Below are 22,284 nucleotides of genomic sequence, written 5' to 3' on the forward strand. Positions count from 1 at the left end.
ACTGACTTCCTGACGTGCTTCGGTCACCGGTCGACGCCTCCCATCACGGGGTCGATGGATGCGACGGCGACGATGACGTCGGCGACCTGGCCGCCCTCGCACATCGCCGCCATGGCCTGGAGGTTGGTGAAGGACGGGTCGCGGAAGTGGACCCGGTAGGGGCGGGTTCCGCCGTCCGAGACGACGTGCACGCCGAGCTCGCCCTTGGGCGATTCGACGGCGGCGTACGCCTGTCCGGCGGGGACCCGGAAGCCCTCGGTCACCAGCTTGAAGTGGTGGATCAGGGCCTCCATGGAGGTGCCCATGATCTTCTTGATGTGGTCCAGCGAGTTGCCGAGGCCGTCCGGGCCGAGCGCGAGCTGCGCGGGCCAGGCGATCTTCTTGTCGGCGACCATGACCGGTCCGGGTGCGAGCCGGTCGATGCACTGCTCGATGATCCGCAGCGACTGGCGCATCTCCTCCAGCCGGATGAGGAAGCGGCCGTAGGAGTCGCAGCTGTCCGCGGTGGGGACGTCGAACTCGTAGTTCTCGTATCCGCAGTACGGGTCGGTCTTGCGCAGGTCGTGCGGGAGTCCGGCGGAGCGCAGGATCGGGCCGGTGGCGCCGAGCGCCATGCAGCCGGTCAGGTCCAGATAGCCGACGTCCTGCATGCGGGCCTTGAAGATGGGGTTGCCGGTGGCGAGCTTGTCGTACTCCGGCAGGTTCTTCTTCATGGTCTTCACGAACTCGCGCAGCTGGTCGACCGCGCCCGGGGGCAGGTCCTGGGCGAGTCCGCCGGGGCGGACGAACGCGTGGTTCATCCGGAGTCCGGTGATCAGCTCGAAGAGGTCGAGAACGAGTTCACGATCGCGGAAGCCGTAGATCATGATCGTGGTGGCGCCCAGCTCCATGCCGCCGGTGGCGATGCACACCAGGTGCGAGGAGAGCCGGTTGAGCTCCATGAGGAGCACGCGCAGGACGCTGGCGCGGTCGGGGATCTGGTCCTCGATGCCGAGGAGCTTCTCCACGCCGAGGCAGTACGCCGTCTCGTTGAAGAACGGCGTCAGGTAGTCCATGCGCGTGACGAACGTGGTGCCCTGCGTCCAGCTGCGGTATTCGAGGTTCTTCTCGATGCCGGTGTGGAGGTAGCCGATGCCGCAGCGGGCCTCGGTGACGGTCTCGCCGTCGATCTCCAGGATGAGCCGGAGCACGCCGTGGGTGGACGGGTGCTGGGGGCCCATGTTGACGATGATGCGCTCGTCGTCGGAGGCGGTGGCGTTCTCGACGATCTCGTCCCAGTCGCCGCCGGTGACTGTATATACAGTCCCCTCCGTCGTCGCCCTGGGTGTCGCGTGGGGAGTGGTCATCAGGAGTACGACCTCCGCTGGTCCGGAGCCGGGATCTGGGCGCCCTTGTACTCGACGGCGATGCCGCCGAGCGGGTAGTCCTTGCGCTGCGGGAAGCCCTGCCAGTCGTCCGGCATCATGATCCGGGTGAGGGCGGGGTGCCCGTCGAAGATCAGTCCGAAGAAGTCGTAGGCCTCGCGCTCGTGCCAGTCGTTGGTCGGGTAGACCGGCACGAGGGACGGCAGGTGCCGGTCGGTGTCCGGGGTGGACACCTCCAGGCGGATCAGCCGTCCGTGGGTGAGCGAGCGCAGGTGGTAGACGGCGTGCAGCTCCCGTCCCTTGTCGCCGGGGAAGTGGACGCCGCTCACCCCCGTGCAGAGCTCGAAGCGCAGCGCCGGGTCGTCGCGCAGGGTCCGGGCGACGGTGAGCAGGTGCTCGCGGGCGATGTGGAAGGTGAGTTCACCGCGGTCCACGACGGTCTTCTCGATGGCGTTCTCGGGGAGCAGGTCCTGCTCCTCCAGCGCGCCCTCCAGCTCGTCGGCGACCTCGTCGAACCAGCCGCCGTAGGGCCGGGAGGACGCGCCGGGCAGGGCGACGGTGCGGACCAGGCCGCCGTAGCCGGTGGTGTCGCCGCCGTTGTCGGCACCGAACATGCCCTTGCGTACGCCGATGACCTCGCCGCGGTCGTCGCGCGGGGCGGGGACGCCGTTGGTGGTGTTCTGTTCGTCGCTCACCGCAGGAGCCCCTTCATGTCGATCAGGGGCAGGGCCTTGAGCGCCGCTTCCTCGGCCTCGCGGGCGGCCTCCTCGGCGTTGACCCCGAGCTTGGAGCCCTGGATCTTCTGGTGGAGCTTGAGGATGGCGTCCATCAGCATCTCGGGCCGCGGCGGGCAGCCCGGCAAATAGATATCAACCGGGACAATATGATCAACACCCTGAACAATGGCGTAATTATTGAACATTCCACCGGATGACGCGCAAACGCCCATGGAGATGACCCACTTGGGGTTGGGCATCTGGTCGTAGACCTGGCGAAGGACGGGCGCCATCTTCTGGCTCACCCGTCCCGCCACGATCATCAGGTCCGCCTGCCGCGGCGAACCGCGGAAGACCTCCATGCCGAACCGGGCCAGGTCGTAGCGCCCGGCTCCGGTCGTCATCATCTCGATGGCGCAGCAGGCGAGGCCGAAGGTGGCGGGGAAGACGGAGGACTTCCGCACCCAGCCGGCGGCCTGCTCGACAGTGGTCAGTACGAAGCCGCTGGGCAGCTTCTCTTCGAGTCCCATGGTGTGCCCCTCAGCCCCTCAGTCCCATTCCAGACCGCCGCGTCGCCACACGTACGCGTAGGCGACGAAGACGGTGAGCACGAAGAGCAGCATCTCCACGAGCCCGAAGATCCCCAGGGCGTCGAAGGTGACCGCCCAGGGATAGAGGAAGACGATCTCGATGTCGAAGACGATGAAGAGCATCGCCGTCAGGTAGTACTTGATGGGGAAGCGGCCGCCTCCGGCCGGAGTCGGGGTGGGTTCGATACCGCACTCGTACGCTTCGAGCTTCGCCCGGTTGTAGCGCTTGGGACCGATAAGCGTGGCCATGACCACGGAGAAGATCGCAAACCCTGCCCCGAGGGCGCCGAGCACGAGGATGGGCGCGTAGGCATTCACGCTCCTCGCTCCTTCCAGTCGTCCTTGACCGTTGGACCGCATCGGGCGAACCGGTTCCCCGCCTCACCAAGATCGTGTACATGTGAGGCAGTTCACAAGCCCGACTGCCCCGCATCCTATGCCCGCCGTCCTGTGATCTGCGACACGGGGTACGACAACGCCTTTGTGATCTCCACCACCTGACGAACGATCATGAAGTCGGATGAGCGGTGATCTTCGTACACGAAGCGGCCGAGTGATCACGAGACGTGACATCCACTGCCGTACATGCTGGTCAAACGGGTGTCGCCCTATCAAGCGGAGGCACCATCCGCCAAATTGGCCATGGACGCGAGGGGGTGATAAAGGAATCCTCCGCCGCTTCACAAGCGTTCCTTCACCCGCGCGAGGGCCCCGCATGGAACGAAGTGGACGGAAAGCCGCAACCGCCCCCTAGGGGGCGAATACCCCCTCGCGCGCCGCCCGTTCCGCGCCCCGGCCCCCGGGCCGCACACCTTCCGGCCGCGCACACCCTCCGGTGAGACCATCCTGTGACCTGCGTCACCCGTAGGGGAACGGCGGAAAACCGGGCTTGGCCAACCGTGTGAACGGATGGTAAGTGACGGGCAATTCGGGCGTATTGCTGAAAACCCGTGTTCACGGCCGTGATGACGACTGCCCGTTATGCCCGTTACGGCGTCAATAAAGGTCCTCAGAAAGCGGATTCACAGATTCCGGACGTAACTGTGTCGCAACACACGTTTCTTGATGGGACCCCTACGGCCCTGATAGCGCTAGTACCCATGTCCCACTCCGCTCTCATACCCAGCCACCGGAAGCCCCGCCGAAACGCCTCCAAGACGGCGCTGCGGGCCGGAGTTGCCGGTGGCGTCCTCAGCACGATCGCGGTCGCGGGTGCCGCCGGTCCGGCCCAGGCCGAGCCGGTGACCCAGACCATCGAGATGCCGACCCTCACGGACGGTCTCTCGACCACCGTCGCGGCGTCCGCCGAGGCCACGCAGCAGGTCGCCCTGGACCTGGAGACGCAGGCCCACGAGGACGCGGCCGCCACCAGCGCCGCCAAGGCCGCCAAGAAGGCCAAGGCCGAGGCCGTCCGCAAGGCCGAGGCCAAGAAGAAGGCCGAGGCCGCCGCCAAGGCCAAGGCGGAGGCCGCCGAGCGCGCCTCCCGCACGGCCGCCCGCACGACGCTCAGCACCACCTCGGGCTCCTCGTCCTCCTCGTCGTCGTCCGCCTCCACGGCCACGGCCTCGTACTCCTCCAGCGCCACCGGCTCCGCCGCCTCCGTCGTCGCCTTCGCGCAGGCCCAGGTCGGCGACGCCTACGTGGCCGGCGGCACCGGCCCCAACTCCTGGGACTGCTCCGGCCTCGTCCAGGCCGCGTTCCGCACGGTCGGCGTCGACCTGCCGCGCGTCTCGCAGAGCCAGTCGACCGCCGGCACCCAGGTCTCGCTGAGCAACCTCCAGCCCGGCGACATCCTGTACTGGGGCAGCGCGGGCAGCGCGTACCACGTCGGGATCTACGTGGGCAACGGCCAGTTCGTCGGCGCGCAGAACTCCTCCACCGGAGTCGTGCAGCGCCCGCTGTCCTACGACATGCCCACGGGCGCCGTCCGCGTGCTCTGAGTTCACGGATTCACAAGCGTTCCGGAACCCTTGTTCCGAAACGCTTCGAAGGGCCACCGCTCCCCGCTCGGGGCGGTGGCCCTTCGGCGTCTCCGTTGACGTCGCGAACCTGCCGGACATCATCCGCGTGTGCTTGTGAACTGGAGGGAACAGCCCCCGTTCCACCGAGCACAGGACGGCCCTCCATGCACCGCACGGCCACCACGCCCCCGCCCGTCTCCGGCCGTCCCACCGGCACCCCGTTACGCGGCCGGTCCTCGGTGGGCGCGTTGACCCTGGCCCTCTTCGCCATCGTCACCACCGAGATCCTGCCGATCGGTCTGCTGACCCCGATCGGCGCCGACTTCGGCGTCGCGGACGGTACTGCGGGCCTGATGATGACCATGCCCGGCCTCCTGGCCGCCGTCGCCGCCCCGGCGGTGACCCTCACGACGGCCCGCGTCAACCGCAGGGTGATGCTCTGCGCCCTGATCCTGCTGCTCGCGGTGGCCAACTTCCTCACCGCCGCGGCGACGGCCTACTGGCTCGTACTCGTCGCCCGGGTGCTCGTCGGCGTCACCATCGGCGGCTTCTGGTCGATCGGCGCCGGACTCGCCGGCCGACTGGTCCGCCCCGAGTCGGCCGGGCGCGCGACGGCGGTCATCTTCGCGGCCGTCCCCCTCGGTTCCGTCCTCGGCGTCCCCGCCGGCACGCTCGTCGGTGATCTGGCGGGCTGGCGCACCGCGTTCGCGGTGATGGGACTGCTGAGCACCGGCGCGCTCGCCCTGCTGCTGACGCTCCCCACCCTGCCCCCGGAGGGGGGCGGCACCCGCACCTCGGTGCTCCGCTCCCTGCTGCGCGGCACGGACACCCGGTACGCCCTGCTGATGACGTTCCTCGTCGTCATGGCGCATTTCGCCACGTACACCTACGTAACGCCCCTCCTCCAGCAGATCACCGGGGCCGGTCCGGCACGGATCACCGGGTACCTGCTGATCTACGGCACCGCCGGCGTGGCCGGCAACTTCATCGGGGGCGCACTGGTCACGCGAGCGCCCCGCCTCGCGTTCGGGGCGGCCGCCGCGACGATCGCCGCCGCGACCGCGCTGGCGCCCGTCCTCGGCCGCACCGACGCGGGCGCGCTCACCGTGCTCGTCGTCTGGGGACTCGGCTACGGCGCGGTGCCGGTCTGCTCCCAGACCTGGTTCGTCCGCGCGGCCCCGCGCGCGCCCGAGGCCGCCACGGTCCTGTTCACCGCGTCCTTCCAGGCGACGCTCGCCGCCGGCGCCCTCACCGGGGGCGCGGTCGTCGACCACACCTCGCTCCGCGCCGTCATGTGGTGCGGGGCGGGGGCGGCGGGCCTGGCGGTGCTCGTCGCGTCGCGGACGAGGACCGCCCGGCCCGGCCGCCGCCTCCGCCGGAACACCGAACCGGCCGGGGACGGTCGCTCCCCCGCTCGGAAGTGACGGCTCCCCCGTCCGTGGACGGGCGGCGGGCTTTCGGCGTCACCTGGGCGGAGCGGGCGGAGCGGGCGGAACACGAGGGGCGACACCGCGGGGGTACTCAGCGGGGCCCGAGTCCGGTCCGGCCGTCGAGGAGTTCACGGACGATGTCCAGATGGCCGGCGTGCCGTGCCGTCTCTTCCACGAGGTGCAGGACGATCCCGCGCAGGTCGGCGACCTCGTCGCCCATGGATTCCGGGAGGCGGCCCTTCGGGAGCGCCGACAACGGGGTGCGGGCGATCACCGCGTCGGAACGCCGGCACTGCTCCTCGTAGAACGCGAGAACCGCCTCCGGCGTCCGCGGTGTCGTCAGCGGCGCGTGGTCGTCGCTCCACGGCAGCGGCTCGGCCGTGCCGGTGACGATCTCCTGGAACCAGTACCTCTCCGCGTGCCCCAGATGTTCTATCAGCCCCAGCGGCGTCCAGCCCGACGGCAGGACCGGCGTGGTCAGCGACCGCGCGTCGAGCCCCTCGACAATGGCCAGCACACTGGCCCGCTGCGCCGCGAGGAACGCCGACAAGGTCGCCTTCTCCTTGCTCTCTGTGTCCATGGGCGCATGGTGCCAGGAGGCACTGACAAGGGGGGCGGGGCGGCCCTGACCGCACCTCGGGTGAGCCTTGAGGATCGCCGCGCGCCCCCGTCTCGGAGACGCCCGATCGAGGAGGTCTCCCCGGCCGAGTGGTCAGCGGGCGCCGACCGTCACCGTCGGCGCGGGCTTCGGCTGCGCGGTCTTCGTCACCGTCACCGTCGGGGCCGGCTTCGGCTTCGCGGTCTTCGTGATGACCACCGTCACCGTCGGCGCGGGCTTGGCCTTGAGGCCGGCCACGGTCTGGGCGTTGGCCAGGGCGGTCGGCACCAGCACGGCGAGAGTCGGCAGCACGATCATGCCGGTGACCGCGAGCGCCACACGCCTCCTGCTGACAAGCTTCATGGTGTCCTCCGGGAACCGGCCCTCGTGGATGGCCTGATGGCTTCGGGGCCATCCCAGCAGAACCGGCCGCTCCGCAAGTCCGTGCCCGGGGAAGTCCGCACCGCTTTCACTCCAGGGGGGTACCGGTCGAAACGGGAATCGACCCGGGGCGGAGTTCCCCGGGCCGATCCGTGCTCGCTCCGGCCGTCGAACCGGTGTCAGGCGTTCGGAGCGACCTTCGCCAGGCCGTTGATGATGCGGTCCATCGCGTCGCCGCCCGTGGGGTCGGTGAGGTTGGCGAGCATCTTGAGGGTGAACTTCATGAGCACCGGGTGGGTGAGGCCGCGCTGGGTGGCGACCTTCATGACCTTCGGGTTGCCGATCAGCTTCACGAAGGCGCGGCCCATCGTGTAGTAGCCGCCGTAGGTCTCCTTGAGGACCTTCGGGTAGTTGTTCAGGGCCAGTTCGCGCTGGGCGGGGGTGGCGCGGGCGTGGGCCTGGACGATGACGTCGGCGGCGATGCGGCCGGACTCCATGGCGTACGCGATGCCCTCGCCGTTGAACGGGTTGACCATGCCGCCGGCGTCACCGACGAGCAGCAGGCCCTTGGTGTAGTGCGGCTGGCGGTTGAAGGCCATGGGGAGGGCGGCGCCGCGGATGGGCGTCGTCATGTTGTCCGGGGTGTAGCCCCAGTCCTCGGGCATGGAGGCGCACCACGCCTTCAGGACCTCGCGCCAGTCCAGTTCCTTGAAGGCGGAGGAGGAGTTGAGGATGCCGAGGCCGACGTTGGAGGTGCCGTCGCCCATGCCGAAGATCCAGCCGTAGCCGGGCAGCAGCCGGTCCTGGGGGCCGCGCCGGTCCCACAGCTCCAGCCAGGACTCCAGGTAGTCGTCGTCGTGGCGGGGCGAGGTGAAGTACGTGCGCACGGCGACGCCCATGGGGCGGTCCTCGCGGCGGTGGAGGCCCATCGCCAGGGAGAGCCGCGTGGAGTTGCCGTCGGCGGCGACGACGAGCGGGGCGTGGAAGGTGACCGGGGTCTTCTCCTCGCCGAGCTTGGCGTGCACCCCGGTGATGCGGCCGGTGCGCTCGTCCACGATCGGGGCGCCGACGTTGCACCGCTCGTACAGCCGGGCGCCGCCCTTCTGCGCCTGCCGGGCCAGCTGCTCGTCGAAGTCGTCGCGCTTGCGGACCAGTCCGTAGTCCGGGAAGGAGGCGAGGTCCGGCCAGTCGAGCTGGAGGCGGACGCCGCCGCCGATGATGCGCAGGCCCTTGTTGCGCAGCCAGCCCGCCTCTTCGGAGATGTCGATCCCCATGGCGACGAGCTGCTTGGTGGCGCGCGGGGTGAGGCCGTCGCCGCAGACCTTCTCGCGCGGGAACGCCGTCTTCTCCAGCAGGAGGACGTCGAGTCCGGCCTTGGCGAGGTAGTAGGCGGTCGTGGAGCCGGCCGGGCCCGCCCCGACGACGATCACGTCCGCGCTGTGTTCGGACAGGGGCTCGGTCACGATCGGCTCTCCCGGAGACTCGCATTCGCGTGCCGCGCGGCACTTGTCCCCCGCAGTCTATGGGGGACGCGGGCGCGTCCTCGGAAGGGCTCCCCCATGTCCGCGCCCGCCGCCGCGCCGCCCGCCGTCAGGCGCGTACGCCCCGGTGCAGGGCGACGATGCCCCCGCTCAGGTTGCGCCAGGCGACCTTCGACCAGCCGGCCCGCTGGAGCAGCGCGGCGAGGCCCGGCTGGTCGGGCCAGGCGCGGATGGACTCCGCGAGGTACACGTACGCGTCGGGGTTGGACGACACCGCCCGCGCGACCGGGGGCAGCGCCCGCATCAGGTACTCCGTGTACACCGTGCGGAACGGTGCCCAGACCGGCTGGGAGAACTCGCAGATGACGACCCGGCCGCCGGGCTTCGTCACCCGGTACAGCTCGCGCAGCGCCGCGTCCGTGTCCTGGACGTTGCGCAGCCCGAAGGAGATCGTCACCGCGTCGAAGGTCTCGTCGCGGAACGGCAGCCTCGTCGCGTCGCCCGCCGTGAACGGCAGCCAGGAGTGGCGCTTCTTGCCCTCGCTCAGCATGCCGATGGAGAAGTCGCAGGGCACGACGTACGCCCCGGTCGCGGCGAACGGCAGCGAGGACGTCGCCGTCCCGGCCGCCAGGTCGAGGACCTTCTCCGCGGGCCGCGCGTGCACCGCCGCGGCGACCTCCTTGCGCCACAGCCGGGCCTGGCCGAGCGAGAGCACGTCGTTGGTCAGGTCGTAGTTGGCCGCCACGCCGTCGAACATGGAGGCGACTTCGTGCGGCTGCTTGTCCAGGGAGGCTCGGGTCACCCGTCCATTCAAGCAGCCCGGCCGTACGGGGACGGGGCGGGTCACCGGCGCAGGGCCTCGGCCGGTTCGACGCGGGCGGCACGCCAGGCCGGGTAGAGACCGGCCACCACCCCGGTGATCAGGCCGATGACGGGGGCGGCGGCCACCGTCCCGGGGTGGACGACCGGGGTCCAGTCCCGGAGCACCGCCACACCGACGACGGTCACGGTGCCGAGCGAGGTGCCCACCAGGCCGCCCAGCGCGCCCAGCGCCCCGGACTCGGCCAGGAACTGGGCGGTGATGTGCCGACCCCGGGCGCCGAGCGCGCGCCGCAGGCCGATCTCCCCGGTCCGTTCGAGCACCGCGACCAGGGTGGTGTTGGCGATGCCGACGGCCCCGATGACCAGACAGATCCCGGCGAGCAGCAGGAACAGCTGGTCGAGGTCGGAGGTGACGTGGGAGCGCAGCGCCCTGGGGTCGGGCGGCGGTTCGGCCTTCAGATAGTCCGGGTGGTCGGGGCGCAGCGCCGTCGGTGCCTCCCGGGCCGCCTGACGGGCGGCGCCGGTCTCCGTGGCGACCAGCATCTGCGCCTCCTGGGGGTCCGGGGCGCCCCAGATCCGCTCGGCGGCGGTCCGGGGCACGACGACGGAGAGCAGCAGATCGGCCTTGCGCGCGACGTTCTCGACGATGCCGACGACGGTGAAGGGCTCCTCCCCGATGAAGACCGCCGGGTGGGTCTCCAGGGTGGTGATGCCGAGCCGGGCGGCGACGCCGGAGCCGATGACCGCGACGGGTTCGCCGGATTCGGAGAGGTAGTCGTCGTAGACCCGGCCCTGGGCGAGGGTGGGCCCTGCCGCGGCGAAGACTCCGGGGGAGGCGGCGACGACGTCGATGTCCTGTCCGCCGCCCGGTCCGTCGGCGCCGATCGGTGCGGACCGTACGGTGACGGAGTCACGGAGGCGGACCGTCCAGTACACCCCGGCCGCCTTCACCCCGTTCACCCGGTCCATGCGGTCGTCGGCGTCCTCGGGGAAGACCGGGCCGGACTGCGCGGCGCCCTCGGCCCCGGTCTCCTCGACGGTCACCTCGGTGGCGGTCAGGGCGTTGAACCGGGAGTCGATCTGGGAGGACGTGGTGGCGGTCAGTCCCAGGACCGCCACGAAGGTCCCGACGCCCAGCACCGTGCCGAGCGCGGTCAGCGCCGAACGGGCGGGCCGCTGGAGGATGCCCGCCGTGGCCTCGGACAGCAGGTCCCGGGGCCGGAACCCGGACGGCTCCACGGCCGGCCGCGCCGCCGCGTCCGCCGCACGTCCCCGCCGCCGGAGGAACCGGGGCCCCCGCGCGTTCACACCGCCGCCCGCTGTTCGGCGAGGACCCCGTCGCGGATGGTGACGGTGCGCTCGCCGCGTTCGGCGATGCCGGGGTCGTGCGTGATCATCAGTACGGTCATGCCCTCGGCGTGGAGTTCGGTGAGCAGGGCGAGCACGGTCGCGGCGTTCGCGGTGTCCAGGTTGCCGGTCGGCTCGTCGCACAGCAGCAGGGACGGTCCGGCCGCCAGGGCACGCGCGATGGCGACGCGCTGGCGCTCGCCGCCGGAGAGCCGGGTGGGCAGGCTGTCCGTCCGGTGGCCGAGGCCCACCCGGTCCAGCGCCTCGCGGGCGCGGGGGCGGCGTTCGGCGCGCGGCGTGCCGTTGTAGACCATCGCCAGGGTGACGTTCTCCAGCGCGGAGCGGTGCGGCAGCAGGTGGAAGGACTGGAAGACGAAGCCGATCCGGCGGCCGCGCAGCGCGGTGCGGTCCGCGTCCCTGAGCGCGCCCGTGTCGTACCCGTCGAGGAGGTACGTGCCGTGGGTCGGGGCGTCGAGCAGTCCGGCGATGTTCAGGAAGGTGGACTTGCCGGAGCCGGAGGGGCCGACGACCGTCACGAACTCCCCCGCGTCCACGCGCAGATCGCACGGCCGGAACGCGGCGACCGGCGGCGGCCCCGGATAGGTGAGGCCGACCCGGCGGAACTCGATGACGGGCGGTGCGGCGGTCCGGGTCGTGCCACCGGGCCCGGTCACTGTCCCGCCCCCGTGCCCGTGGTCTTCCGCACGCCGGTGACGACCTTGTCGCCGGGGTGGAGTGCGCCGGAGCCGACGGGGGTGACGGCGACGAAGCCGTCGCCGACGGTGCCGGGTTCGACGGCCACCTGCCGGCGGGCGCCGCTCCCGGTGAGCACGGTGACGGTCGTCCGACCGTCGGCCCCGGCGGTGATCGCGGTGACGGGGACGACCAGGGCCTTGCCGTCGGTGGTCGCCGCCTCGATGGTCAGCCGGACGTCCTGCCCCGCAAGTCTGGGGTCGAGGGGGCGGTCGGGACGGACCTCCAGCAGATATCCGGACTCTCCGGCGGGCGCGTCGCCGCCCCCCTGGCCGTTCCCCTGCTGGTCCCCGCCGCCCGGGGCATCCGCTCCGGCGTCCTGCCCAGCGGTGGAGAGCGTGCCGGAGAGCGAGGTGACACGGGCCCCGGCGCGGATGCCGGTCAGCTCGGAGAAGACCTGGGCCCTGAGTCCCTTCCTGACGAGACCCGTCTGGTGTTCCTGGAGGTACGCGTGGACGACCAGCCGCCCCGCGGAGACGGTCATGACCGTGCCCGAGACCCGCGCCCCCACCGTGCCGGGCACCGAGTCGACCCGTGCCGGGAAGCCCTGGAGGAAGACGACCTCACCCGCCGGCAGCCTCGGCCCGTCGGCGGCACGCGCGGCGGCCAGGGCGGTACGGGCGGCGGCCAGATCCTCCCGGGCACGGGCGAGCTGCCGGCCGGGGGCGGGGGCGCCGGTGCTCTTGGCTGTGGGATCGGTGCTCTTGCCGGTGGGGTCGGTGCTCTTGCCGGTGGGGTCGGTGCTCGTACTGGTGGTGGTGCCGGTGCTCTTGGCGGCGGGGGTGGTGCTCTTGGCGTCCGTGGTACCCGCGTCCCCGGAGGTCTTCCCGTTCGCGGTCCCGTTCGCGGTCCCGTCCGGGGATCCGTCCGTGGTCCCGTTCGTGCTCCCCTCAGAAGGCCCGTCCGCCGGCGTGCTCGCGTCCTCGATGTCCTGGACGGCCCGTTCGGCGGCGGTGACCGCGTCGCGCGCGGCCTTGAGACCGGCGCCGTGGTCGTCGAGCGCGGGCAGCGGGTCGTAGCCGATCGACGCGTAGAAGGCGGTGAGCGCGGCCTTGGTCCCCTCGCCGAAGGTGCCGCGCGGGTCCGAGCCGGTGCCGTGACCGAGTCCGCTCAGCGCCTTCTGGAGCTGGGCGACGTCGTCGCCGGTGGCGCCGGGCTTGAGGTCGCGGTAGACGGGGAGCGTGCCGGGCAGGGCGAAGACCGGCCGCCCGGAGATCTCCAGGAGCACCTTCCCGGCGGTGACCTTCCCGCCGGCCGGCACCCCGATCTTGGTGACCACCGGACTCCCGGAGCCTTCCCCGCCGGAGATCTGCGGGGCGATCCGCACCGACTGCCCGGCGATCACCTGCCCCCGTGTGATCACGGTCGACGCCAGGACCCGGTACTCGACCTCGGCGGTGAGCACACTCGGCGCGGGCGGCTCCGCGTCGGCGGCGGCCTGCGCGGGCGACTTCACGAACGCGGCGGCGGCGACCCCCGCCACCGCCAGGGCCACGGCTCCGGCGGCGAGCACGGCGACCCAGCGCCTGCGCCGGGAGAGCCCGGAGGCCGCGTCCTCGGGCCCCTCTCCGTCGGAGGGGCGCCCGGGGGCGCGCCCGGTGCGGCGGGAGGTGGTCGGAGCCGTCATGTCAACTTTCCTTCGTAGGGCGGCACATCGGCCGGTACGCGGTCGTGGTGGCCGGTCCGGGTTCAGCCGCCGACCGTCGCCCCACCGCTCCCACCCGCCTCACCGCCACCGGAGTTCGCATGTGCGACGGGTCGCAGCGGCTCCGGGGCACCGTCCGTCGCGCCGCTCCCGCAGCCGCCCGGCGGCGCCGACGCGAGGAGCACGACCAGGGCCGCACCTCGGGCGGTGCGGGCGGGGCGCTGCATCGGGACTCCTGGAGCGGGCGGGCCGGACAGGGACGGGCGCGGCGGAACGGGCTGCCGGCCGGGAGCGATGCGCAAGGCGCCCCGTACCGGCCAACCACCTTGGGAACACGAGGCGTTGACCTGGGCTTGTGCGGTTGTCCCGCGGTCGACGCTAGGGGGCGGCCCAGCCCGTGTCCACTGTCCCCGAGGCCAGTAGACGGCCCCTCGGGCGCTGCGCTTTGCTGAGTCCGCTTGCTCCGACATCAGCCGCGGGGACGGCTCGCCACGCCGGGCGGTCGCCGCTGGACCGAAGGAATGACTCAGTGTTCAAGAACAACCTGGCGCGCCGCGCCGCCACCCTCACGCTGGCCGCGGCCGCGCTGACCGGTGCCGGTGTGTTCACTGCCGGCAACGCCTTCGCCGTGTACGCGCCGAAGGACGGATACCTCGACGCGGAGGAGTTCGGCCTGTACTACAGCCCGAACCAGCAGGGCTGTGTCTTCGACCTGTACTCCTACGACTCGGACTTCTCGGACGACTACTTCAAGCCGTTCGTCGGCAGCTGCAACGGGCAGGGCCAGAGCGTGAACGACAACACGGCGTCGTACTACAACCGCGACACCCTGACCTGGTGGGTGTACACCGACGCCAACGCCGGGGGCGGCGAGGGCTCACTGCCCCCCGGCCACATCGGCAACGCGTCGACGTCCTTCCGGAACAAGATCAGCTCGGCCTTCCACTACCACCCCCAGCGGTAGGGACGAGCCGTAGGACCCGAGCCTCACCCCTCCGCAACGCCGTCCCGCCCGTTGGAGCCGGGCGGGACGGCGCCGCGAGCACCCTACAACCCGTCGTCGCCCCCTCCGAGTGCAAGGACCGCCCCATGCCCGCTGTCCCCGGCCGCCTCCGTGCCGTATGCCTGGCCGCAGCCGTCGCGGCCGTCCTGACCGGCTGTTCCTCCTCCGGCGACGGCTCCGGTTCTGGCAGTGGTGAGCCCCCGGTGGCGAAGACCCCGAGGATGACGCTCACCGCGGGAGCGGAGTTCCCGCTCGACGCGTACGAGCGGTCCGAGGACGATGTGTACGCGCTGGCGAAGGCGCAGAACGTCCTCACCGAACAGTGCATGCAGCGCTACAGCTTCGCGTACCGCGCCCCGGACCCCGCGCCGCCGAGCCACAGCCGGCCGAACGCCCGGGTCTTCGGTCTCGTCGACGCGGCGGAGGCCGCCCGCCACGGCTACGGATCGGTGGCCCGGACCGGCGGGGCCCCCGCGAAGCCGAAGACCGCCGCCCTCGGGGAGACCGCCAAGTCGGTGCTGTTCGGGCCGAAGGAGGCCAAGGGCGCCGAGGCGCTCGCCGCAATGCCCATGAGCCAGGCCGCCGCCGAGAAGAAGAGGAGCGGACTCGTCGTGGACGGCCGTCCCGTTCCGGTGGGCGGCTGTCTGCGGGAGTCGTATCTGAAGCTGTACGCCCCCACCTCGTCCAGCGTGGACATCATGTACGTGTTCAACCTCAAGGGCGAGGCGGAGTCCCGCGCCCTGAGCGATTCGCGGGTGAAGAAGGCGACGAAGGCCTGGTCCGCGTGCATGAAGAAGGCCGGATACGTCACGGCCGCCCCCGCATCGGCCGCCCGGGACCTCGGTTTCTCGGGGGCCTCCGCCACCGGTCCCAAGGCGGTGACGGCCGCCGGGGCGGACGTGTCCTGCAAGGCCGAGGTCAACTACGCGGGAATCCGGTTCGCCGTCCAGAGCGCGTACGAGAAGCGGTCCGCGGAGAAGAACGCCGAGACGCTCGGCCTCCTGCGGAAGCAGGCGCAGGACCGGCTCCGGCTCGCCTCGGAGCTGACCTCCTGACGACATTCCGGATCCTGATATCCCCCCGGGGAATCCGCCGGCCCCGTGCTAGTTTCGCGGCGTTGTGCCGGCTTCCCGGGGGGGAACATGATGGACCGATGTGTGGTTTGCGCTGCCCACGGCATGGTCAGCGCGTGCAGGTGCTTACCGGAGCCGCCGCTGGTGACGGTGCCGGTCGCCCATCTGACGCCGACGGAACTCCGTATCTTCGAGGGGCTGCACAGCGCCCCCGCCCATGAGGACATCGCCGCGTCGCTGTTCATCACCACGCGCACGGTCAAATTCCATCTGGCCAATCTCCGCCAGAAGTCGGGTGGTCTCTCCCACCTTCAGCTCTGTCTGCTCTCCGCGCTGCACCACCGGGGTATCCCGGCCCTCTGCGAACCGTGCGCGTCGGAATTCACGGACGGCCCCTTCGTGGCGCGGTCCGCCTGAGCCCTCCGGAGCCCTCGCGCGGACACCGAAGCCCGTGGACCCGCCCGGCCGGCGGGCCCCCGGGTTTCCCCGGTCCGCGGACCCGGCACCGGAAATCTCTTCGCGTCCGTTCTCAACCTTTCCGGCGTGAGGGCGCTCTGAACTGGGTGGAAGCCGACCGTGGAGGACCAGCGGCTCCTGAAGCCGACGCGCTACGCAGACGAACACCCCGTGCTCAAGGACAGTGGAATCACCGGATGAACAGCGAACGACACGACCGAGGCATATCCGGGAGCCGGCCGGCCCCCTCGCGGCGCGCCCGCGGGCGGCGACCGGGGCGCGGGCGGCGGGTGCTGCTCGCCGTCTCCGTCCTCGCCGCAGTGGTCCTCGCGGCGTATCTCGTCACCACGCCGCCGTGGGAGCCGGCGGAGCCCGCCGCGGCCGCCGACCGCGCGACGGCGGGCCCCTCGCCCGACTCCCCGGTCTCCCCCTCCCCCCGCGAGGCGTCCCCCAGGACCTCCCCCGTCACCTCCCCCTCCCCGTCCCCGTCCCCCCGGAAGACCCGGACGGCCCCGCCCGTCGTCCCGGCCTCCGGGCCCGGCACCTTCACGGTGGCGCGGGCGGGCGCATCGGCCGGGGGCGGGAACGCGTACCGGGTGGAGGTGGAGGACGGGTCCGGGGTCGACCCGGACGAGGCGGCGGACCGGATCGCGGACATCCTGGCGTCGCCGCGCGGCTGGACGCACGGTGGGGCGCGCTCGTTCCGGCAGGTCGCCGAGGGGCCGGCCGGGATGGTGGTGAAGATCGCGACGGCGGCGACGACCGACCGGATCTGCGGCTCGGGCGGCATGAACACGCGCGGCGAGGTCAACTGCCGGCTGGGCGAGACGGTGGTGGTCAACCTCAAGCGCTGGCAGACCGGTTCACCGGAGTTCGACGGCCCGCTGGACGAGTACCGGGCGCTGATCATCAACCACGAGGTCGGGCACTGGCTCGGCCACGGCCACGAGACCTGCCCCGGGAAGGGCCGCCCGGCCCCCGCGATGATGCAGCAGATCTACGGCCTCAAGGGCTGCGTCGCCAACGCCTGGCCGTACGACGGCCACGGGTCCTACCTCGGCGGGCCCTCCGTGCCCTGAGTCACGGTGCGCGTGGCCCTTAGTCACGGTACGCGTGTGGACTGAACCCATTGCCCCCGACACCGGTCATACCAACGGGGAGCGGAAACACACGCGGGACCGGGGAGGGTACGGATGTCCACGAGTACGGGGCGCCGGAAACGGATGCATACGGGCGGAGGGCGGCGTCGGCTGGTGCTGACGGCCGCCGTCCCCCTGGTGCTGGTCGCGGCCGGTGTCGTGGGGCTGCGGTGGAACGCCGGGCACGGCGGGGACACGTTCGAGGTGGCCCACGCGGGCGTCTCGAAGGGCACGACGGGCCATGCCTACCGGGTCGAGGTGGAGAAGGACTCCGGGCTCGACCCGGACGAGGCCGCCGCCGAGGTGGCCTCGGTCCTCGCCGCGCCGCGCGGCTGGGCGCACGGCGGCGAGCAGTCCTTCCGCCAGGTCGACGACGCCTCGGCGGGGCTCGTCGTCCGCATCGCGACACCGGGCACCACCGACCGCATCTGCGCCAAGAGCGGTCTGAACACCCACGGCGAGGTGAACTGCCGGGTCGGGACCGATGTCATGGTCAACCTGAAGCGCTGGACGAAGGGTTCACCCGAGTTCCACGGCCCGCTCGCCGAGTACCGGGCGCTGATCATCAACCACGAGGTCGGGCACTGGCTCGGCCACGGCCACGAGACCTGCCCCGGGAAGGGCCGCCCGGCGCCCGCCATGATGCAGCAGATCGACGGGCTGAAGGGCTGCGTCGCCAACGCCTGGCCGTACGACGCGCACGGGCGCTACCTCGGCGGACCCCCCGTTCCGTGATGCCGCGCGCGCTGTGAGCCGCGTCTCACCCGTCGCGTACTGGCCCGAGGGACAGTGGTCGAGAACCGGTGGAGGTTGCTTCAATTCTCAACGGCCCTGAACACCGATCAAGGCCGAACCGACCACCGAGACCCCCGGAAGGGGAGCGATCATGCGCACCGGAACCCGTTCAGCGGCCCTGGTCCCCGCGGCCCTCGCCGCCACCGCCGCCGTGCTCTGTCTCGTCACGGCCGGCACGGCCTCGGCCGCGGAGAAGGACGGCTGGCTGACCGCCGGGGAGATGGGCCTGTACTGCACGCCGAACCAAGGCAGTTCCGTCTTCGACCTCGGCGCGTACAGCTCCGACGACAACCTCGCCGACGACTTCTTCAAGGGGTCGCTGAGCTGCGCCGGACAGCGGGTGGACAACAACACCGCCTCGTACTGGAACCGCAGCGCGGGCAGCCGGATGGTCGTATACACGGGCGCGGGCTTCAGCGGCTCCTACGGAAGTCTTCCGCCGGGTTACGTCGGCAACGCGTCGAGCACCTTCCGGAACACGATCTCGTCGGTGAGCGCGGCCTGGGCCGAGTAGCCGCGTACCGGCCACCACCAAGCACTCCGGAACACTCGCCTCCAGGGCGCGGGCCCGACCACCCCGTTGTCCGTGCGAGGTTCCGGGATCTGAACTGGCTCCCGGGGGGGAATCATGAGGATTCGCTGTCTCGTATGTGCGGACGGCGCGAGCGCCGGCCACCCGCAGGTCAAGCAGCGGACCCCGCTGACGCGCGTCCCGCTCGATCATCTGACCCCGATGGAACGGCAGGTGTTCGCCGCGCTGTACAGCGGACCGTCCAACGAGGAGCTCGCGGCGCGGCTCCACATCACCCCGCGCACCGTGAAGTTCCACATCGTCAATCTCCGCACCAAGCTGGGCGGTCTGACCCGGCTGCGGCTCCATCTGCTGGCGGCCCTGGAGCGGCTGGAGCTGCCGGCGGTCTGCCCGGCCTGCGCCCGGGTCCTGGCGGAGCCGGCCGGTCTGGCCCAGTGCGCGTAGGCGGCCGGTGCACCGGCGGACTCAGCGCCGCCGGTGCACCAGCCGTCCGCCCAGCACCGTGCCGACGCAGCTGCCGGCCCCCTCCGCGAGGAGGGCCGGTTCGTCCGGGGCGTCGAAGGCGGCGAAGTCGGCGCGGGCGCCCTCGGTGAGCGGCCCGTGGGCGGCGGCGGCCAGGTCGCGTCCGTGTGCGAACGGATCAAGACACGGGGCGCCCCCGGTCGTCCGGGCCGGCGGGAGGACGGTGAGGCCCGAGCGGACGACGGGCCCGCGCAGGGTCCCGTCGTCGAAGCGGCCCGCGAGATGGGTCGTGCCGAGGCCGAGCATCCGGTGGAGACCGCGCCGGACGCTGCCGGGACGCCAGACGGAGTCCGGGCCGAGGGCGTCGAGGGCGGCTCCGGTGAGGGGTTCGGTGCCCAGGGCCCCGGCCTCGCGCGGGTCGGGGAAGTACCACTCGGTCAGCAGCCGGACGGCGTCGTACTGGACGAGGCCGGGGGCCAGCAGTCCGGGCCAGCGCCGCACCCGGGCCTCCGGATGGGCGGCGGCCAGCTCCTCGTACGGTCCGAGGGCCGCGACCACCGTGTCCCGCACGGCCACCGCCCCGCCGGGCACGGGCGGACGGCCGCCGCCCGGCAGCAGCAGGGCGGCGGTGTGGATCGTCAGCAAGGCGCGGTCAGCGGGCGTCGAGGAGCTTCAGCTCCGGATGCGCGGTGCCGCCCTCGATCGCGGTGGACGAGATGTGCGAGACGACGCGCTCGTCGACCGGGTCGTTCGCCGGGTCGTCGTGGACGACCAGGTGCTCGTACGTGGTGGAGCGCTGGGCCGGCACCCGGTCCGCCTTGCGGATCAGGTCGATGATCTCCAGACGGTTGGAGCGGTGCTTGGCCCCGGCGGAGGAGACGACGTTCTCCTCCAGCATGATCGAGCCCAGGTCGTCGGCGCCGTAGTGCAGCGACAGCTGGCCGACCTCCTTGCCCGTGGTGAGCCAGGAGCCCTGGATGTGGGCGACGTTGTCCAGGAAGATCCGGGCGATGGCGATCATCCGCAGGTACTCGAAGAGCGTGGCCTGCGTACGGCCCTTCAGCTTGTTGTTCTCCGGCTGGTAGGTGTACGGGATGAACGCGCGGAAGCCGCCGGTGCGGTCCTGGACGTCCCGGATCATCCGCAGGTGCTCGATGCGCTCGGCGTTCGTCTCGCCGGTGCCCATGAGCATCGTCGACGTGGACTCGACGCCCAGACCGTGGGCGATCTCCATGATCTCCAGCCAGCGCTCGCCGGACTCCTTGAGCGGGGCGATGGCCGTACGCGGCCGGGCCGGCAGCAGCTCCGCGCCGGCGCCCGCGAAGGAGTCGAGGCCCGCCGCGTGGATCCGGGCGATGGCCTCCTCGGCGGAGACCTGGGAGATCCGGGCCATGTGCTCGATCTCGGAGGCCCCGAGCGAGTGGATGACCAGCTGCGGGAACTCCTTCTTGATCGCCGAGAAGTGCTTCTCGTAGTACTCGACGCCGTAGTCCGGGTGGTGCCCGCCCTGGAACATGATCTGGGTGCCGCCCAGCTCGACGGTCTCCGCGCAGCGGCGCAGGATGTCGTCCAGGTCCCGGGACCAGCCCTTGTCGGTGTCCTTGGGCGCGGCGTAGAACGCGCAGAACTTGCACGCCGTGACGCACACGTTGGTGTAGTTGATGTTCCGCTCGATGATGTACGTCGCGATGTGCTCCGTACCCGCGTAACGCCTCCGGCGCACGGCGTCGGCCGCCGCGCCCAGGGCGTGCAGGGGCGCGGACCGGTAGAGGTCGAGGGCCTCCTCCGGAGTGATCCGGCCGCCCGCGGCGGCGCGGTCGAGGATGGGCTGGAGGTCGGCCTTCTCGGTCACCGGGCTGTCACCTTTCGGCGGTTTTTCAACGGATCCATGGACCGGCTCAGCGTACGCCAGCCCCGCCGGACCTCAGCGGCCGGACCTGGTCAGCGTGCCGTACGGAAGCCCGGCGGCCCGCTCCTCGGACCGGAAGCGCAGGGTGCCGTCGGCGGCGCGCGTGTAGTGGAGGACGGCCGGGTCGGTGGTGCAGAGGCCGGGGGTGCCGGCGCGGTCCGGGTCGGCCCGTTCCCGCAGGGTGAGCGCCTGGTCGGTGGCGGAGGTGAGGGAGGCGACGCTGTAGCAGCGCACCTCCACGCCGAGGCTTTCGATCGTCGTCGTCATACGGACCACGTCGGCGCCCTCGCGGCCCTTGCCGATCACCGCGGTGAGCGTGCCGTGCGGGGCGCCGGTCGTCTTCTCGGTGAGCGGACCGCGCCAGGTGCCGAGGAAGGCGGCCGGGACCTCGGCGGACCGGCCCGGGGTGGCGGTGCCCGAGCCGGACGGGGTCTCCGGCTCGGAGGTGGCGGAGTCGCCCGGGGTGCCTGGCGAGGTCTCGGCGCCGGTGGTCGGCCGGGATCCGGCGTTCTCGGTGCCGCCCCCGCCCGGCATCAGGTCGTAGAGGAACGCGGCTCCGACGGTCACCCCCGCCAGCGCCCCGGCCACCGCGAGCGCGACGGTGCAGCTGAGCCGGCGCCCGCGCCGCCCGTCCGGCCGGGAGCCCGCGTCCATGGTGAGGGCGAACCGGGGGTCGGCGGTGCGCGGGCCGGGCACTCCGCCGGTCCCGGCCCCGGCCCCGTACGGCCCCGGCTGCGGAGCGGACCCGGTCCGCGGTTCGACCGGCGGCCCGAAGACCCCGAGCACCCCGCCGCCCGCCGCACCCGCCCCCTCGGTGCCGCCCGCGCCGCCCGCGCCTCCGGCGCCGAACGAGGCGCTGCTGAACGGCACCGGGCCCGACTGGACCGGCGCGTCCTGCGGTTCCAGGTCCAGCAGGGCGACCGCCGAGCGGCTGACCTCGCGTTCCAGGAAGGCGGGGAGCCAGCCCGCCGCCACCGCGGCCGCCGCGCCGCCGGGCATCAGCCGGCGGGCCAGCTCGGCCGGGGTCGGGCGGTGCGCCGGGTCCTTGGCGAGGCAGGCGGCGATCACCTCGCGCAGCTCGCCCTCCAGCTCGCCCAGCTCGGGCTCCTCGTGCACCACCTTGTAGAGGAGGACCGCCGAGGAGTCGCCGAGGAAGGGGGCCGAGCCCGTCGCCGCGTACGCCAGCACCGCGCCCAGCGAGAAGAGGTCGGCCTCGCCGGAGATCTCCTGGCCCCGGATCTGCTCGGGCGACATGTAGCCGGGCGAGCCGACGGAGACCCCGGTGGAGGTGAGGGAGACGGTCGCGTCGATGGCGCGGGCGATGCCGAAGTCGATCAGCCGGGGGCCGTCGAGGGCGAGCAGCACATTGGACGGCTTCACATCGCGGTGGATGAGCCCCTGCCCGTGGACGGCGGCCAGCGCCTCGGCGAGCCCGGCGCCCAGGGTGCGGACCGCCTGCTCGGGCAGCGGCCCGTGGTCGGTCACCGCGGACGAGAGCGGCGGCCCGGCCACGTAGCCGTGGGCGACCCAGGGCACGGGGGCGTCCGGGTCGGCGTCCAGGACGGGCGCGGTCCACTGGCCGCCGATGCGCCGCGCCGCGTCCACCTCGCGGCGGAAGCGGGCGCGGAACTGCTCGTCGAGCGCGAAGTGCGGATGGACGACCTTGACCGCGACCGTGCGGCCGCCCGCGCTGCGTCCGAGATAGACGCGGCCCATGCCGCCGGCCCCGAGTCTGCCGAGCAGCCGGTAGGCACCGATGCTCAGCGGGTCGCCGGCTTCGAGCGGCTGCATATGCGGACTCCCCCTGTGGACCGGCCTGACCTCGGA

23 protein-coding genes are annotated in these 22,284 nt (G+C 72.2%); 9 read left to right on the top strand and 14 right to left on the bottom strand.

Annotated features, from left to right (window positions below):
- Nucleotides 1-23 precede the first annotated feature (23 nt).
- From ACZ4FH_RS21895 to ACZ4FH_RS21910, 4 genes are read right to left on the bottom strand one after another with little or no spacing between them, the layout of a single operon-like run.
- Nucleotides 24-1,346, bottom strand: a complete 1,323-nt coding sequence (locus ACZ4FH_RS21895) for an NADH-quinone oxidoreductase subunit D (RefSeq protein ID WP_383643032.1) — start codon at nucleotides 1,344-1,346, stop codon at nucleotides 24-26.
- A complete protein-coding gene (locus tag ACZ4FH_RS21900) occupies nucleotides 1,346-2,059 on the bottom strand; it encodes an NADH-quinone oxidoreductase subunit C (RefSeq protein WP_467306678.1) in 714 nt (237 codons plus the stop codon). Before ACZ4FH_RS21900 ends, ACZ4FH_RS21895 begins: the two co-directional genes overlap by 1 nt.
- Complete coding sequence (locus ACZ4FH_RS21905; protein ID WP_383643026.1) at nucleotides 2,056-2,610, bottom strand: NuoB/complex I 20 kDa subunit family protein; 555 nt, start codon at nucleotides 2,608-2,610, stop codon at nucleotides 2,056-2,058. Before ACZ4FH_RS21905 ends, ACZ4FH_RS21900 begins: the two co-directional genes overlap by 4 nt.
- 18 nt (nucleotides 2,611-2,628) lie before the next feature.
- Nucleotides 2,629-2,988: an NADH-quinone oxidoreductase subunit A gene (locus ACZ4FH_RS21910; protein ID WP_003992243.1), complete on the bottom strand. Its 360-nt coding sequence runs from the start codon at nucleotides 2,986-2,988 to the stop codon at nucleotides 2,629-2,631.
- Between the two features lie 782 nt (nucleotides 2,989-3,770).
- Here ACZ4FH_RS21910 and ACZ4FH_RS21915 point away from each other — a divergent pair.
- Together ACZ4FH_RS21915 and ACZ4FH_RS21920 are read left to right on the top strand one after the other, a co-directional pair.
- Nucleotides 3,771-4,610, top strand: a complete 840-nt coding sequence (locus tag ACZ4FH_RS21915; RefSeq protein WP_450684684.1) for a C40 family peptidase — start codon at nucleotides 3,771-3,773, stop codon at nucleotides 4,608-4,610.
- Between the two features lie 185 nt (nucleotides 4,611-4,795).
- Nucleotides 4,796-6,055, top strand: a complete 1,260-nt coding sequence (locus ACZ4FH_RS21920) for an MFS transporter (RefSeq protein WP_467306681.1) — start codon at nucleotides 4,796-4,798, stop codon at nucleotides 6,053-6,055.
- A 97-nt stretch (nucleotides 6,056-6,152) separates the two neighbouring features.
- On the opposite strand, the gene ACZ4FH_RS21925 is transcribed toward ACZ4FH_RS21920, so the two are convergent.
- The 7 genes from ACZ4FH_RS21925 to ACZ4FH_RS21955 form a co-directional block, all read right to left on the bottom strand.
- The gene (locus ACZ4FH_RS21925; protein WP_467306682.1) at nucleotides 6,153-6,641 is read right to left on the bottom strand and encodes a DinB family protein; all 489 of its coding nucleotides are present in this window, start codon (nucleotides 6,639-6,641) and stop codon (nucleotides 6,153-6,155) included.
- A 132-nt stretch (nucleotides 6,642-6,773) separates the two neighbouring features.
- Complete coding sequence (locus ACZ4FH_RS21930; RefSeq protein ID WP_467306684.1) at nucleotides 6,774-7,022, bottom strand: hypothetical protein; 249 nt, start codon at nucleotides 7,020-7,022, stop codon at nucleotides 6,774-6,776.
- A 197-nt stretch (nucleotides 7,023-7,219) separates the two neighbouring features.
- Nucleotides 7,220-8,503: a geranylgeranyl reductase family protein gene (locus ACZ4FH_RS21935; RefSeq protein WP_383643012.1), complete on the bottom strand. Its 1,284-nt coding sequence runs from the start codon at nucleotides 8,501-8,503 to the stop codon at nucleotides 7,220-7,222.
- Between the two features lie 127 nt (nucleotides 8,504-8,630).
- Nucleotides 8,631-9,323 carry a demethylmenaquinone methyltransferase gene (locus tag ACZ4FH_RS21940; protein WP_467306685.1) on the bottom strand — a complete coding sequence of 231 codons (693 nt, stop codon included), beginning with the start codon at nucleotides 9,321-9,323 and terminating at the stop codon, nucleotides 8,631-8,633.
- A 41-nt stretch (nucleotides 9,324-9,364) separates the two neighbouring features.
- The gene (locus ACZ4FH_RS21945) at nucleotides 9,365-10,582 is read right to left on the bottom strand and encodes an ABC transporter permease (RefSeq protein ID WP_467306687.1); all 1,218 of its coding nucleotides are present in this window, start codon (nucleotides 10,580-10,582) and stop codon (nucleotides 9,365-9,367) included.
- A gap of 65 nt (nucleotides 10,583-10,647) precedes the next feature.
- Complete coding sequence (locus tag ACZ4FH_RS21950) at nucleotides 10,648-11,364, bottom strand: ABC transporter ATP-binding protein (RefSeq protein ID WP_467306688.1); 717 nt, start codon at nucleotides 11,362-11,364, stop codon at nucleotides 10,648-10,650.
- Nucleotides 11,361-13,070, bottom strand: a complete 1,710-nt coding sequence (locus tag ACZ4FH_RS21955) for a peptidoglycan-binding protein (protein WP_467306689.1) — start codon at nucleotides 13,068-13,070, stop codon at nucleotides 11,361-11,363. The genes ACZ4FH_RS21950 and ACZ4FH_RS21955 overlap by 4 nt, the downstream gene beginning before the upstream one ends.
- 547 nt (nucleotides 13,071-13,617) lie before the next feature.
- Here ACZ4FH_RS21955 and ACZ4FH_RS21960 point away from each other — a divergent pair.
- The 7 genes from ACZ4FH_RS21960 (at nucleotide 13,618) to ACZ4FH_RS21990 (ending at nucleotide 18,530) form a co-directional block, all read left to right on the top strand.
- On the top strand, nucleotides 13,618-14,052 hold the full coding sequence (locus ACZ4FH_RS21960; protein ID WP_467306690.1) for a peptidase inhibitor family I36 protein: 435 nt from the start codon (nucleotides 13,618-13,620) through the stop codon (nucleotides 14,050-14,052).
- 125 nt (nucleotides 14,053-14,177) lie between these two features.
- The gene (locus ACZ4FH_RS21965) at nucleotides 14,178-15,146 is read left to right on the top strand and encodes a hypothetical protein (RefSeq protein WP_467306691.1); all 969 of its coding nucleotides are present in this window, start codon (nucleotides 14,178-14,180) and stop codon (nucleotides 15,144-15,146) included.
- Between the two features lie 162 nt (nucleotides 15,147-15,308).
- Nucleotides 15,309-15,581: a LuxR C-terminal-related transcriptional regulator gene (locus ACZ4FH_RS21970; RefSeq protein WP_467306692.1), complete on the top strand. Its 273-nt coding sequence runs from the start codon at nucleotides 15,309-15,311 to the stop codon at nucleotides 15,579-15,581.
- A gap of 236 nt (nucleotides 15,582-15,817) precedes the next feature.
- Nucleotides 15,818-16,699: a DUF3152 domain-containing protein gene (locus ACZ4FH_RS21975; RefSeq protein ID WP_467306694.1), complete on the top strand. Its 882-nt coding sequence runs from the start codon at nucleotides 15,818-15,820 to the stop codon at nucleotides 16,697-16,699.
- 114 nt (nucleotides 16,700-16,813) lie between these two features.
- The gene (locus ACZ4FH_RS21980) at nucleotides 16,814-17,494 is read left to right on the top strand and encodes a DUF3152 domain-containing protein (protein WP_467306696.1); all 681 of its coding nucleotides are present in this window, start codon (nucleotides 16,814-16,816) and stop codon (nucleotides 17,492-17,494) included.
- Between the two features lie 151 nt (nucleotides 17,495-17,645).
- The gene (locus tag ACZ4FH_RS21985; RefSeq protein WP_467306697.1) at nucleotides 17,646-18,068 is read left to right on the top strand and encodes a peptidase inhibitor family I36 protein; all 423 of its coding nucleotides are present in this window, start codon (nucleotides 17,646-17,648) and stop codon (nucleotides 18,066-18,068) included.
- Nucleotides 18,069-18,182: 114 nt separating this feature from the next.
- On the top strand, nucleotides 18,183-18,530 hold the full coding sequence (locus ACZ4FH_RS21990) for a helix-turn-helix domain-containing protein (protein ID WP_467306698.1): 348 nt from the start codon (nucleotides 18,183-18,185) through the stop codon (nucleotides 18,528-18,530).
- 21 nt (nucleotides 18,531-18,551) lie between these two features.
- Here the strand turns inward: ACZ4FH_RS21990 and ACZ4FH_RS21995 are convergent, their stop codons facing one another.
- The 3 genes from ACZ4FH_RS21995 to ACZ4FH_RS22005 all read right to left on the bottom strand — a co-directional run bounded on the left by ACZ4FH_RS21995 (nucleotide 18,552) and on the right by ACZ4FH_RS22005 (nucleotide 22,248).
- Nucleotides 18,552-19,193 carry an imidazolonepropionase-like domain-containing protein gene (locus tag ACZ4FH_RS21995; RefSeq protein ID WP_467306700.1) on the bottom strand — a complete coding sequence of 214 codons (642 nt, stop codon included), beginning with the start codon at nucleotides 19,191-19,193 and terminating at the stop codon, nucleotides 18,552-18,554.
- Between the two features lie 7 nt (nucleotides 19,194-19,200).
- Nucleotides 19,201-20,400 carry a cyclic dehypoxanthinyl futalosine synthase gene (gene mqnC, locus ACZ4FH_RS22000; protein ID WP_467306701.1) on the bottom strand — a complete coding sequence of 400 codons (1,200 nt, stop codon included), beginning with the start codon at nucleotides 20,398-20,400 and terminating at the stop codon, nucleotides 19,201-19,203.
- A 72-nt stretch (nucleotides 20,401-20,472) separates the two neighbouring features.
- The gene (locus ACZ4FH_RS22005) at nucleotides 20,473-22,248 is read right to left on the bottom strand and encodes a serine/threonine-protein kinase (protein WP_467306703.1); all 1,776 of its coding nucleotides are present in this window, start codon (nucleotides 22,246-22,248) and stop codon (nucleotides 20,473-20,475) included.
- Between the last annotated feature and the right edge of the window lie 36 nt (nucleotides 22,249-22,284).

The organism is Streptomyces sp. NPDC024555 (assembly GCF_055559335.1).